The following is a 12,175-nucleotide window of genomic DNA, read 5'->3' on the forward strand; positions in this document are numbered from 1 at the left end:
ATCGAATAGAGAGGTTTCGCCCGTTACGGGGCCTGTTGCGGCTCACCGTAGTCGTGTCGGGCCGGTCTCAGGGACCAGCCGTCGCAGATGCCAGGTGCCCTCTCGGGAGCGCCTGGCAGATCGCGGCGGCGGCGGAGCGAGGGAACGGGGCCGAAGGTCTCCGCGTCGGTCGGTCAGGCGGGGTAGGCGTGGGTCTGGGCCGCCTTGACCGTCGCCCACACCGTGGCGCCGGGGTGCAGGTCGAGCTCGGCCGCGGCCACCGTCGTGAGGTCGGCGGCGAGCGGGAGTTCGCCGGTGAGGGCGGCGCGGACCTGGTCGCCGTGGGTCTCCATGCCGCTCACCTCGCAGCGCCAGAGGTTGCGGGCGCTGGAGCCGGTGGGGCGCTCCCCGTGCAGGGTCACCGCACTCGGTGGGAAGGCGACGAAGACGGGGCCGGTCAGGTCCTCGGTGGTGGTGATCGCGGGGCCGTCGTCGTCGATGTGGACCGTGTGGCCGTCGGCGCGGCCACGGTAGAGGTTGAGGCCGACGAGCTGGGCGATGTAGTCGGTGCGCGGGCGCCGGGCGATCTCGGTGGGGGCGCCTTGCTGGACGATGTGCCCGTTCTCGACGACGACCAGGCGGTCGGCCAGCACCATGGCGTCCAGCGGGTCGTGCGTGACCAGCACGGCCACCGCCTCGAACTCGGCCAAGTGGCGCCGGAGTTGGGCCCGTACGTCGAGGCGGGTGCGGGCGTCGAGCGCGGCGAGGGGCTCGTCGAGGAGGAGCAGGCGGGGGCGGGTGGCCAGGGCGCGGGCGAGGGCGACGCGCTGGGCCTGGCCGCCGGAGAGCCGGCGGGGCTTGGCTCCGGCGTGGGCGGCGAGCCCCATGCGGTCGAGCCAGACGGCCGCCTCGGCGCGGGCCTCGGCCTTGGTCCTGCCCTGGCAGCGCGGGCCGAAGGCGACGTTGTCCACTGCGCTGAGGTGCGGGAAGAGCAGATAGTCCTGGAAGACGACGCCGACGGGCCTCGACTCGGGCGGGGTGCCGTCGAGTTCGGCCCCGTCGAGCCGCAGATGCCCGTCGTCGAGGGGGGTGAGGCCGGCCAGGGCGCGCAGGGCGGTGGTCTTGCCCGCCCCGTTCGGGCCGAGCAGGGCGACGACATCTCCGGGGGCGGCGGCGAGCATGACATCGAGGCGGAAGGAGCCGCGGTCGACGACGAGGCGGGCGTCGAGACCCGCGCCGTCCGGGCCGCTGCTGGTCTTGGGCGCGGTCATGAGGCGGTCATCCAGCGGTCGCGCAGGCCCGCGAGGACCGTGATGGACACGGCGAGCAGGACCAGACTGAGGGCGATGGCAGCGGCCGGATCGCTCTGCATGGCGAGGTACACGGCGAGCGGCATGGTCTGGGTGCGGCCGGGGAAGTTGCCGGCGAAGGTGATGGTCGCGCCGAACTCGCCGAGCGCACGCGCCCAGGCGAGGACCGACCCGGCGGCGATGCCGGGTGCGATCAGTGGCAGTGTCACCCGGCGGAACGCGGTGAAGCGGGAGGCTCCGAGCGTCATCGCCGCCTCCTCGTAGCGCGGGTCGGCGGCGCGCAGGGTGCCTTCGACGCTGATGACGAGGAACGGCATGGCGACGAACGCCTCGGCGATGATCACGCCGGTCGTGGTGAACGGCAGGGTGAGGCCGAACCATTGGTCCAGGTACGTGCCGACGATCCCGTTGCGGCCGAGCGCCGTCAGCAGCGCGACCCCTCCGACCACCGGGGGCAGCACGAGCGGCAGCGTCACCAGGGCCCGTACGAGACCACGGCCGCGGAACTCGGTGCGGGCGAGCAGCCAGGCCAGCGGCACCCCGAGCAGCAGGCTCACCAGCGTCGCCGACGTGGCGCAGAGCAGGGACAGTTGGAGCGCCTGCCACACCTCGGTGCTGGTCAGCTGGGACGGCAGGTCCCGCCACGGGGCGCGGACGAGCAGGGCGAGCAGCGGCACCACGAGGAACGCCAGGCCCACGAGTGCGGGCAGCAGCAGGGGCAGCGGTGCGGCGCGGCCGCGGGTACGGCGGCGCCGCGGCCCACTCCGGAGGGTGTCGGCCGCGGCGCCCTGCTTGTCGAGCTGGGTCACGGCTTGAGGAATCCGGCTCCGGTCAGGACCTTCTGGCCCTCGGCGGACCGCACGAGCTCGATGAACGCCTTCGCCCCGGCGGCGTTGGGCGCGTCCTTGAGCCGGGCGATCGGATAGTCGTTGATGGCGTCGGCCGATTCGGGGAACTCCACGCCCTCCACCTTGTCACCCGCGGCGTGCACGTCGGTCTTGTAGACGACGGCCGCGTCGGCCTCCTTCAGCTCGACCTTCGTCAGGGCGCTCTTGACGTCCTGCTCGTACGAGACCGGGGTGAGCTTGAGCTTGCTGGCGTCCAGGGCCTTCTGCGCGGCCGCTCCGCACGGCACGGTCTTGTCGCAGAGCACGACCTTCAGGCCGGACTTGGTGAGGTCCTTGAGAGAGGCGACCTTGTCGGGGTTGCCCGGCAGGGTGGCGATCTCCAGCTGGTTGCGGACGAAGGTGCTCGGGTCGCCGGCCGCGTCACCCTTGTCCGTGACGGTCTTCATCGTCTTGGGGCTGGCGGCGGCGAACACGTCCGCGGGGGCGCCTCCGGTGATGCCGGCCGCGAGGGTGTCACTGCCACCGAAGCTGAACGTGACCTTGGTGCCGGGGTGCGCCTTCTCGAACTGCTTGCCCAGCGTCGTGAAGCTCTCCTTCAGCGAGGCCGCGGCGAACACGGTCACTGTGCCGGACACCTTCTTGTCCGCGGAGCCGGACGGCGAGGAGTCGGAGGACGAGCCGGAGTCGGAGTCGGACGAGCCGCAGGCGCTCAGGGTCAGCAGCGCGGCGGTGCCGAGGCCGGCCACGGACAGCATCCGGCGGGTCCGGCGCGCGGAACGGGTTATCACGGGTCCACTCCCTTGGTTCCTGAGCATGTTCCTGAGCATGTTTCTGAGCATTCGACGTGTGCGGCAGTCGAGGGCTGCGTGGATCATACTGCCGCATCTGCGAGGCGCAGGTCTCCTGTCACATCGCATGAGCTGGGATCATGCAGCTTGGATGTACGCATGTGCGTTTGCGCGACGGGATCTGGTGGGTACAGCCCTGCGGGAGGTGTGGCCCATGAGCCAGTCCCTGACCGGCCCCCTGACCGAAATCGCCGACCCCGTGACACGGCTGTCCCTGAGCGGTGATCTCGCGCGCCCGGCCCGGCTCACCGTGGCCGAGCTGCGGGCGTGGCCCCAGCACCGCGCGGAGGTCGCCTTCGAGTGCGCGACCAGCGGCATCCAGCACCACCGCTTCTCCGGTCCGCGCCTGTACGACGTGCTGTCGGCGGCGGGGCCCGGCTTCGACCCGGTGCGCCGCAAGGACCGGCTGCGGTTCCTCATCGCCGTGCGCGGGGCCGACGGTCATCACGCGGTGCTGTCGTGGGCGGAGATCGACCCCGACTTCGCGGACGCGCCCGTACTGCTCGGCCTGACCATCGACGACGCCCCGCTGGACCGCGCGGGCCCCCAGCTCGTGCTGCCGCAGGACCGGTGCGGGGCCCGGCACATCAGCGGGATCCACGCGATCCGGGTGGACGGCGGTTACGCCCCCTGGGCCTGAGGGTCGTGCGGGGCGTTGCCGACCGCCGTGGTCAGGCGCGGTCGATATGCACGTTTGTCGACTTCACCCGGGCGGTGGCCTCCATGCCGACCTCCAGACCCAGCTCGTCCACGGCTTCCCGGGTCAGCAGCGACACCAGCCGGTGCGGTCCGGCCTGGATCTCCACCTGGGCGGCGACGTCACCGAGTTTGACGGCGGTGACGATGCCGGGGAACGCGTTGCGCACGGACGTGTACGAGACGTCCTCCTCGCCGCCGGCGCTCTTGGCCAGCTCCACGGAGAACGCGGCCAGGTCCTTGCCCTCGATGAGCCGCCGCCCGCCTTCGTCGCGATGCGTGACGACCCGGCCCGCGTCCGCCCAGCGCCGCGCGGTGTCCGGACTCACTCCGAGCAGCCGTGCCGCCTGGCCGATTGTGTAGGACTGCATGGATCACAAGATAGCGACCGGGTCCGCACCCCGTCCCATCAGTACCGCTGGGCCTTGGCGATCTTCGCGGTGAGGTGCGGCTGCGGCGGTTTGGTGCTGATGGCCAGCGGCTGGGCGCGGTCGCCCGCCTTCAGCTCCTTCGCGCCGACGACCTTGGTCTCGACGACCTTGCCGTCGGAGTCGCTGAAGTCGACCTGCACCGCGAACGAGGCGGTCTTGTCGGTCTTGTTGGTGATGTTCACGACGAGCGCGCGCACGTTGTTGGTCTGCGAGAGCGGCTTGCCGGTCAGGGAGACGTCCTTCATGGCGTTGCCCCGGCCGTCGACGGCGTCCAGTTGCTTCGTGAACTCCTGCCGGTTGCGCTCCACATCCGCGGCGACCGACGCCTCGAAGTCGTGGGCCCGCTCCGACGCGGATGCGGCAGCCGCCGAGGCCGATTCCTTGACCTCCCCCTTCTTCGACGCGGCGCTGGAGGCCATCGAGGACGGCGGTTCGCCGGAGAAGTTCGACGACTTCGGTGCGGTTGCCGGAGCGCTCGCACTGGCTCCGGTGTCGCTGCCGCTGTCGCTGCTGCACCCCGCGAGCGTCAGCACGCCCGCGGCCGCGCACACGGCGAGGACGGTCGGCCCGCGACGACGGCGGGGACGTCCGGGCGCCTTGGCTGCACTCATGAGTGGATTCCCTTCTGACTGCTGAGGGCTGACTGCTGAGGTCGGCGACTGAGGGCTGATCGCTTGAGGCCGACGGCCGAGGGTGCTCAAAAGCGCAGTACGGCGGCCACATGCCCGGCGTCCGCCAGGGTCCCGTCGGGCACGAACACGACCTGCGCACCGGTCTCCAGGGCGGATTCGACGATCTCGTCGACGATGTCGTGGACCGCGTCCAGGTCGTCGTCCGCGGCCGGTTCGAGGTGCCCTTCACCGGCCCGTACGGTGACGCGGTAGTTCTCCTCCACGACGAGCCGGTGGATACGGCCGTCCGAGGCTTTCTGCCAGACCTCGTCCGGTCCGGCCGCGTAGGTGTTGCCGCCGCGTGCCCGGTCCAGCTCCGCGAGCGCCTCGGCGACCTCCCGTTCGGCGTCGTCGGTGCGGGCCGGGGTCACGGCGCGCACGACCGCGTCCGGGGCGGCCTGCGCGAGTCCGCCGAACGGGACCTGGACCGCGCCGTGCGCGGCGCTCCCGATCTCGGTGAGCAGGGACAGCGCGGCCGCCTCACCGGTGACGTAGAGCCGGCGGGGTGCGGCGGCGAGGACGTCGGCCAGTGCGGCGTCCGCGTCGCGGAAGAACTGCCGGGTCAGTTCGTCATGGAAGATGCTGGGCAGGTCGCCGACGCGCTCCTTGCGTTCGGAGTCCGGGGCTTCCAGGCTGCGGCTGAGCGGGAAGGCGTGGGCAGTGTCCTCCGTGACGCGGTCGCCGCGTCCGTCCCAGAGGGTGACCCGGTCGGCGGCCACGGCCAGGACCCAGTACGGACGCCGCGCGGCGTCGGCGGCGACGAGGTTGCGGGTGAGGAAGGTGTCCGCGACCACGACCCGCTCCGGCACGGACCGGTCGAGGGCCCAGGCCTGATGTTCCCCGGGCGCCGCGAAGACGACGAGGCCCTCCCTGGCGTGGGCGAGGTCGATCTCCGCCACCGCCGCCTCCAGCTGCGCGACCACGTCGTCCCGGCGTTCCCTGGTCACGCCGGGGTCCGCCGCGAGTTGTCGCACGGCCTCTTGCACCAGGTTGCCGAGGCGGACGGGGTCCTGCGCGTTGTCCGGCTTCCTTCGGTGGGTCGGCATCGCCAGGGAAACGGCGGGATAGGGCCGCGGTGCGCGGAGATCCCGCAGGATCGCCGGGTTCAAGGAGGAGTGCATGCCTGTGTGCCCTTCTGTCGCAACGTCTCCATGCTGCGCATAGGTGGGCATGTCCGGCCATTTGACTTCGGGCAAAAGGATCCGACAAAAGGTGCGATACCCAACGATGCGGTATGAGACTGGTGCCCGGCATCTCATTATGCCCGCGCCCACGCCGCACAGAGGGGGACGAACATGGAGCAAACTGTCGAGAAGAGTGCTCCCACCGCCAAGCTGCCGCTCTTCACCCTGACCACGATGGTGATCGGCTCCATGGTGGGCGCCGGGGTGTTCTCGCTCCCCCGCCGGTTCGCCGAGGAGACCGGGGTGGCGGGCGCGCTCATCGCCTGGGCGATCGCCGGCACCGGCATGCTGATGCTCGCCTTCGTCTTCCAGTCGCTCGCCCTGCGCCGCCCCGATCTGGACGCGGGCGTGTACGCGTACGCGAAGGCCGGGTTCGGCGAGTACCTAGGCTTCTTCTCGGCGTTCGGCTACTGGGCCAGCGCCTGCGTCGGCAACGTGACGTACTGGGTCCTGATCATGTCCACGGTGGGCGCCATCTGGCCCGCACTCGGCGACGGCGACACCGCGCTCGCCGTGGTGCTCTCGTCGGCCGGCCTGTGGGCGTTCTTCTTGATGATCCGGCGCGGCGTGAAGGAGGCCGCGGCGATCAACAAGGTCGTCACCGTGGCGAAGATCGTGCCGATCCTGGTCTTCGTCATCCTGGCCCTGGTGTTCTTCAAACCGTCGGTGTTCGCGGACAACTGGGGCGGAGCGGACTACGCCGGATCCCTCTTCAGCCAGGTGCGCGGCACGATGCTCGCCACCGTCTTCGTCTTCCTCGGAGTCGAGGGCGCGAGCGTCTACTCGCGGCACGCAAAGAAGCGCTCGGACGTCGGCCGGGCCACGATCCTCGGCTTCCTCAGCGTCTTCGCCGTCTTCGCCTCCGTCGTAATCGTGTCGTACGGGATCATGCCGATGGGTGAGATCGCCGAGCTGCGCCAGCCGTCCATGGCGGGCGTGCTCGAGGAGTCCGTCGGCACCTGGGGCAAGGTGTTCATCAGTGTCGGTCTGATCGTCTCCGTCCTCGGCGCCTATCTGGCGTGGTCGCTGATGGCCGCCGAGGTGCTGTTCGTGGCGGCCAAGGACGACGACATGCCGCGCTTCCTGCGGCGCGCCACCGACGCGGACGTACCCGTGCCCGCGCTGCTCATGACGACCGTGCTCACGCAGGTGGTGCTGGTCATCACCGCGTTCTCGGACGACGCCTTCAACTTCGCCCTCGACCTCACCAGCTCGCTCTCCCTGATCCCGTACCTGCTGGCGGCCGCTTTCGCCGTGAAGATCGGGACGAGAACCGATCGCCGCACGGAGGGCGGGCGCACCTCGACGCGCGAGCTGACCATCGCGGCGATCGCCACGTTCTACACGGCGTTCATGCTGTACGCGGCCGGCCTCAAGTTCGTCCTGGTCTCGTTCGTCTTCTACGCCCCCGCCACGATTTTGTTCGTCATGGCCCGCAGGGAGCAGGGCAGACGCCTCTTCTCCCCGCGCGAGCTGGTCATCCTGGTCGTGTCCGTCATCGGTGCCGTGCTCGGCATCGTCGCCCTGGCCGCCGGCTGGATCAGCCTGTGAGACCCGTTACCCCGCCAAGCCCCGGAGGCATCCCGTGACCGACCACGACACCCCCGCTTCCGCCGCGTACGGCGTCCACTCCGAGGTGGGCCGGTTGCGCAAGGTCCTCGTCTGCGCGCCGGGGCTCGCACACCGCAGGCTCACCCCGACCAACGCCGACGACCTGCTCTTCGACGACGTCATGTGGGTGGAGAACGCCCAGCGCGACCACGCCGACTTCGTCAACAAGCTGCGGCAGCGCGACATCGACGTGGTCGAGCTGCACGATCTGCTCGCGCAGACGATGGCGCTGCCCGACGCGAAGTCGTGGCTCCTGGACCGCAAGATCGTCGCCAATCAGGTGGGGGTGGGACTCATCGACGACACCCGCGCCTTCCTGGAGACGCTGGAGCCGCGGCAGCTCGCCGACTTCCTGATCGGCGGTCTCGCCACCACGGACCTGCCCGACGAGTACCGCTCCGCCTACGTGTCGATGGCACGCGAATCGACCGGCGTGCGCGAGTACTTGATGCCGCCGCTGCCCAATACCCTCTACACCCGCGACACCACCTGTTGGCTGTACGGCGGGCTCACGCTCAACCCGCTGTACTGGCCCGCGCGGCACGACGAGACCCTGCTGATGAAGGCGATCTACTGCTTCCACCCGGACTTCGTCGGCTCGACCGTGTGGTGGGGCGACCCCGAACAGGCGTGGGGGCAGGCCACGTTCGAGGGCGGCGACATCATGCCCGTGGGCAACGGTGTGGTCCTGATGGGCATGAGCGAGCGCACCTCGCGGCAGGCCATCACCCAGGTCGCCGCCGCCCTGTTCAAGAGCGGCGCGGCCGAGCATGTGATCGTCGCCGGGATGCCGAAGCTGCGCTCGGCGATGCACCTGGACACCGTCTTCACGTTCGCCGACCGGGACATCGTCACGCTCTACCCGCGCATCATGGACTCGGTGCACACGTTCTCGCTGCGCCCCAGCGACAAGGCGCCGGGCCTCGACATCACCGACGAGGGCTCGACCCCGTTCGTCGACGTCGTCGCCAGGGGGCTCGGCCTCCCGGGCCTGCGGGTGATCGAGACCGGCGGCGACGTGTACGCGTCCGAGCGGCAGCAGTGGGACAGCGGCAACAACGCGGTCGCCCTGGAACCCGGTGTCGTCGTCACCTACGACCGCAACACCCAGACCAACACGCTGCTGCGCAAGGCCGGCGTCGAGGTCGTCACCATCGTGGGCGCCGAACTCGGCCGCGGACGTGGCGGCGGCCACTGCATGACCTGCCCCATCGTCCGCGACCCCGTGACCTTCTGACGGTCGCGCGGCGTCTCATGGAGCGACCCGGACCGGTGCGGGCGGTGGCCCTCGTCGTGGCCGCGCTCGCCACGCTGTGCGTCGTCACGACGGCCACAGTGCGGGCCACGGTGCTCGACCCGGCCTTCCACGCGTCGGTCCTGGACGAGAGCCACGCGTACGACCGGCTCTACAACGAGGTCCTGGTGGACCCGCGGGCCTCGCCGGTCGCCAGGGATCTCCTGGCCGGCCTGCGCATCCCGGAAGCCCAGGTGACGTCCAACATCAAACTGGTGCTGCCGCCGGAGACCGTCCGTGACCTGACCCGGCAGCAGATCGACGCGGTGGTCGGCTATCTGAACGGCGACCGGGGCGCCCTGGACCTGACCGTCGATCTGCGGCCGGTGCTCGCCAACGTGGACCAGCTGGCGCAGACCTACTTCGGTGATCTCGTGGCCGGAGTGCAGCGCCGCTCGGAGCCGGACTTCGCCCGGTTCACGGCCGACCTCTCCGCGGCCGTACGCGAGCTCGCGGCGGGCCGGGCTCCGGAGGGTCTGCCCACGCTGCCGCTCACCCCGGAGCAGGCCGACCGGGCCGCCGAGGCGCTGCTGCGGCCGCTGCCCGAGCAGGACCGGGCAGCGCTGCGCCCGCAGGTGGAGACGGCCCTGGCCGACGGGGACGTCGCCACCGCGCTCGCCGCCGTGGCACCCGCGGCGCTCTCGGACCAGACGCGCGCGGCGGCCCGGCAGCTCCAGGAAACGGTGGGCGGTGGCACCTGGGACCTCACCGAGACGCTGGCCGCATCCGGCAACGACCTGCGGGCCCTGCACGACATCCGCCCCTACACCGCGGGGGGACTGGGCCTCATGGAGATCGTGGCAGCCGCCGCGCTCGTGCTCTCGCTGGCCGCGCTGTGGTTCACCGAGTCGCGCCGCACGGACTCCCAACTGCGGCGCCTGGGGTGGCCGCTGCTGGCCGGCGGGCTGCTGGCGGCGGCCGCCGTCGGGGTGGCCCGGCTGGTCACCGACGGCCGCGTCGTCGACCCGCCCGCGACGTGGCCGCCCGGCCTGACCCGGCTCGTCGACGACGTCCAGCACGGCGCCCTCGACGATCTCACCCGCGCCGCCCTGTGGACGGCGCTCGTCCCCGTGGCCGCCGGGGTGTGCCTGATCCTGGCCGGGCGGTACCTGCGGACGCGGCGGGAGCGCCCCGTCCGGTCGCGCCGCTTCGTCCCGCTCGGGCTCGGGTGCGCCGCGCTGGCCGTGGCCGGGATCGTCGTGGTGCCGCTCGCCGCGCGTCCCGCGGCGCCGCGCCTGTGCCAGGGCAGCTCCGCGCTGTGCGACCGTCCCTACGACGAGGTCGCCTACCTCACCTCGCACAACGCCATGGCGACGACGGTCGACCGGTTCCTCGGCCCCCTTCAGGATCCGGACATCACCGCCCAGTTGAACGACGGCGTCCGCGCCCTGCAGCTCGACACCTACCGCTGGGAGCGGCCGGACGAGATCGCCGGACGCCTGCGCGACTCCGACTTCACGGCCGCACAGCAGGCGCTCGTCACCCGGGCGATCGGCACGCTCAACCCGCCGCGCGACGGGCTGTGGCTCTGTCACGCCGTGTGCCGGGCGGGCGCGCTCGCGCTGGTGCCGGCGCTGCGGGAGATCGGCGACTGGATGCGCGCGCACCCGACCGAAGTGCTCACCTTCATCGTGCAGGACGCGATCACCGGCGAGGACACCCGACAGGCGTTCCACGAGGCCGGGTTGGCCGATCTGGTCCGTACGCCCGACGCCGATCCCGCGAAGCCCTGGCCGACGCTCGGTGACATGATCGACAGCGGTCGGCGCCTGGTCGTCTTCGCCGAACAGGCCGACGGCCCGGCGCCCTGGTACCGCAATTTCTACCGGTACGGCATGGAGACACCGTTCGCGTTCCGCGCGCCGGACGAGATGAGCTGCGTGCCCCACCGCGGCGGCGACGACAAGCGGCTGTTCCTGCTGAATCACTTCATCACCGACAACGGCGGCAGCCGGCTCGACGCGGGCACGGTCAACACCCGCCGCTTCGTGCTCGACCGGGCCCACGCATGCGAGCGGGCCCGCGGCAGACCGGTCACGTTCGTCGCCGTCGACTTCACCACGATCGGCGACGCCGTCGGCGCCGTGGCCGCACTCAACGCCGAGCGCTGAACACCGCGCCGGCGGCCGGATTCCAGGGGGCGAGGGGGACTTCGTCGGTCCCCCGGGCCCTCGTCACATGGACGGGTAGTCGGTGTAACCGCGGTGGTCGCCTCCGTAGAACGTGTTCACGTCGGGCTGGTTCAGGGGTGCCTCGGTCCGCCAGCGCTGCACGAGGTCGGGGTTCGCGATGAAGGCGCGGCCGACAGTGACGAGGTCTGCCTGGTCGTTGTCGAGGAGGGCCTGGGCGATGGCAGCGTCAGTGACCGGGTCCCAGCCGTTGCTGACGATGCGAGGGCCGGCGAAGCGGTGGGCGAGGTCCTCGATGAGAGGCGTGGTGGGGTCTCCGATGGTGTGCAGGTAGGCCAGGCCCATGACGGAGAGGGCGTTTACGAGGGTGCGGTAGGTGGCGGCGGTGTCGGCCGCGTCGTCCTCGATGGCGCCGTGGAGGTTGATGGCGGGTGAGATGCGGATGCCGACGCGTTCGCTGCCGATGGCGTCGGAGACGGCCTGGGCGACCTCGACGACGAAGCGGGCGCGTGCCTCGGGAGTGCCGCCGTAGGAGTCGGTGCGCTGGTTGGTGTTGGGGGCGAGGAACTGGTGGAGCAGGTAGCCGTTGGCGGCGTGGAGCTCGATGCCGTCGAGTCCGGCGTCGACGGCGGACCGTGCGGCGTGGGCGTATTCCTCGATGACGAGGGGGATTTCGTCCGTGTCCAGCGCGCGGGGAGTGGGGTGCGGCTGGGGGCCGGTGCCGGTGAACATGGTGCCGGGCGCGGCGATGGCGCTCGGGGCGACGGTTTCGGCGTGGTGCTTGTTGTCGGGGTGTGAGATGCGTCCGGCGTGCATGATCTGCGCGACGATGTGCCCGCCGTACTGGTGGACGGCGTCGGCGACGGTGCGCCAGGCGGCGGTCTGGGCGGGGGTGTGCAGGCCGGGTGAGTTCATGTATCCCTGGCCCACGGTGCTGGGCTGCACGCCTTCGGTGATGATCAGCCCGGCGGTGGCTCGCTGACCGTAGTAGGTGGCCATGAGGTCGGTCGGTACGCCGTCGGGGGTGGCGCGGTTGCGGGTCATGGGTGCCATGACGATGCGGTTGCTCAGTGTCCACTTGCCGACGGTCACCGGCTCGAAGAGGTCTGCCATGGGGGCTCCTTGAATGAATGCGGCTGCGTACCTCGTGACGAGGGTCAGCCGGGGTGCGGTG

General features: G+C 71.2%; 11 protein-coding genes. 4 read left to right on the forward strand and 7 right to left on the reverse strand.

The genetic code is table 11. The features are described 5' to 3' along the window. Window positions 1-173 precede the first annotated feature (173 nt). Genes ACIREE_RS29985 through modA form a run of 3 tightly spaced genes read right to left on the reverse strand, consistent with a single transcriptional unit; the run spans window position 174 to window position 2,922 of the window. Window positions 174-1,250, reverse strand: a complete 1,077-nt coding sequence (locus tag ACIREE_RS29985) for an ABC transporter ATP-binding protein (protein WP_404158855.1) — start codon at window positions 1,248-1,250, stop codon at window positions 174-176. Then, on the reverse strand, window positions 1,247-2,098 hold the full coding sequence (gene modB / locus ACIREE_RS29990; RefSeq protein ID WP_404158858.1) for a molybdate ABC transporter permease subunit: 852 nt from the start codon (window positions 2,096-2,098) through the stop codon (window positions 1,247-1,249). The genes ACIREE_RS29985 and modB overlap by 4 nt, the downstream gene beginning before the upstream one ends. Continuing rightward, a complete protein-coding gene (modA, locus tag ACIREE_RS29995; RefSeq protein WP_404159096.1) occupies window positions 2,095-2,922 on the reverse strand; it encodes a molybdate ABC transporter substrate-binding protein in 828 nt (275 codons plus the stop codon). Before modA ends, modB begins: the two co-directional genes overlap by 4 nt. A 217-nt stretch (window positions 2,923-3,139) precedes the next feature. Between modA and ACIREE_RS30000 the strand changes: the two genes are divergently transcribed. Then, window positions 3,140-3,625, forward strand: coding sequence for a molybdopterin-dependent oxidoreductase (locus ACIREE_RS30000; protein WP_404158862.1), 486 nt, complete (start codon window positions 3,140-3,142; stop codon window positions 3,623-3,625). A gap of 31 nt (window positions 3,626-3,656) precedes the next feature. Here ACIREE_RS30000 and ACIREE_RS30005 read toward each other — a convergent pair whose 3' ends face one another. The 3 genes from ACIREE_RS30005 to ACIREE_RS30015 form a co-directional block, all read right to left on the reverse strand. After that, a complete protein-coding gene (locus ACIREE_RS30005; RefSeq protein ID WP_404158865.1) occupies window positions 3,657-4,052 on the reverse strand; it encodes a molybdopterin-binding protein in 396 nt (131 codons plus the stop codon). 38 nt (window positions 4,053-4,090) lie between these two features. Next, window positions 4,091-4,723 (reverse strand): hypothetical protein, encoded by a 633-nt coding sequence (locus ACIREE_RS30010; RefSeq protein WP_404158867.1) that lies wholly within the window; start codon window positions 4,721-4,723, stop codon window positions 4,091-4,093. A gap of 86 nt (window positions 4,724-4,809) precedes the next feature. Beyond that, window positions 4,810-5,904: a chemotaxis protein gene (locus ACIREE_RS30015; protein ID WP_404158870.1), complete on the reverse strand. Its 1,095-nt coding sequence runs from the start codon at window positions 5,902-5,904 to the stop codon at window positions 4,810-4,812. A 174-nt stretch (window positions 5,905-6,078) separates the two neighbouring features. Here ACIREE_RS30015 and ACIREE_RS30020 point away from each other — a divergent pair, with 174 nt between their 5' ends. From ACIREE_RS30020 to ACIREE_RS30030, 3 genes are read left to right on the forward strand one after another with little or no spacing between them, the layout of a single operon-like run. Then, window positions 6,079-7,518, forward strand: a complete 1,440-nt coding sequence (locus ACIREE_RS30020; RefSeq protein ID WP_404158873.1) for a basic amino acid/polyamine antiporter — start codon at window positions 6,079-6,081, stop codon at window positions 7,516-7,518. A gap of 34 nt (window positions 7,519-7,552) precedes the next feature. Then, a complete protein-coding gene (locus ACIREE_RS30025; protein ID WP_404158876.1) occupies window positions 7,553-8,815 on the forward strand; it encodes an arginine deiminase in 1,263 nt (420 codons plus the stop codon). A gap of 17 nt (window positions 8,816-8,832) precedes the next feature. Continuing rightward, entirely contained in the window at window positions 8,833-10,983 is a 2,151-nt protein-coding gene (locus ACIREE_RS30030) for a PI-PLC domain-containing protein (protein ID WP_404158878.1), read from the forward strand. 63 nt (window positions 10,984-11,046) lie between these two features. Here ACIREE_RS30030 and ACIREE_RS30035 read toward each other — a convergent pair whose 3' ends face one another. Then, on the reverse strand, window positions 11,047-12,114 hold the full coding sequence (locus tag ACIREE_RS30035; RefSeq protein ID WP_404158881.1) for an alkene reductase: 1,068 nt from the start codon (window positions 12,112-12,114) through the stop codon (window positions 11,047-11,049). Window positions 12,115-12,175: the final 61 nt, after the last annotated feature.

It is taken from the genome of Streptomyces sp. NPDC102467 (assembly GCF_044765445.1).
Lineage (GTDB): Bacteria > Actinomycetota > Actinomycetes > Streptomycetales > Streptomycetaceae > Streptomyces.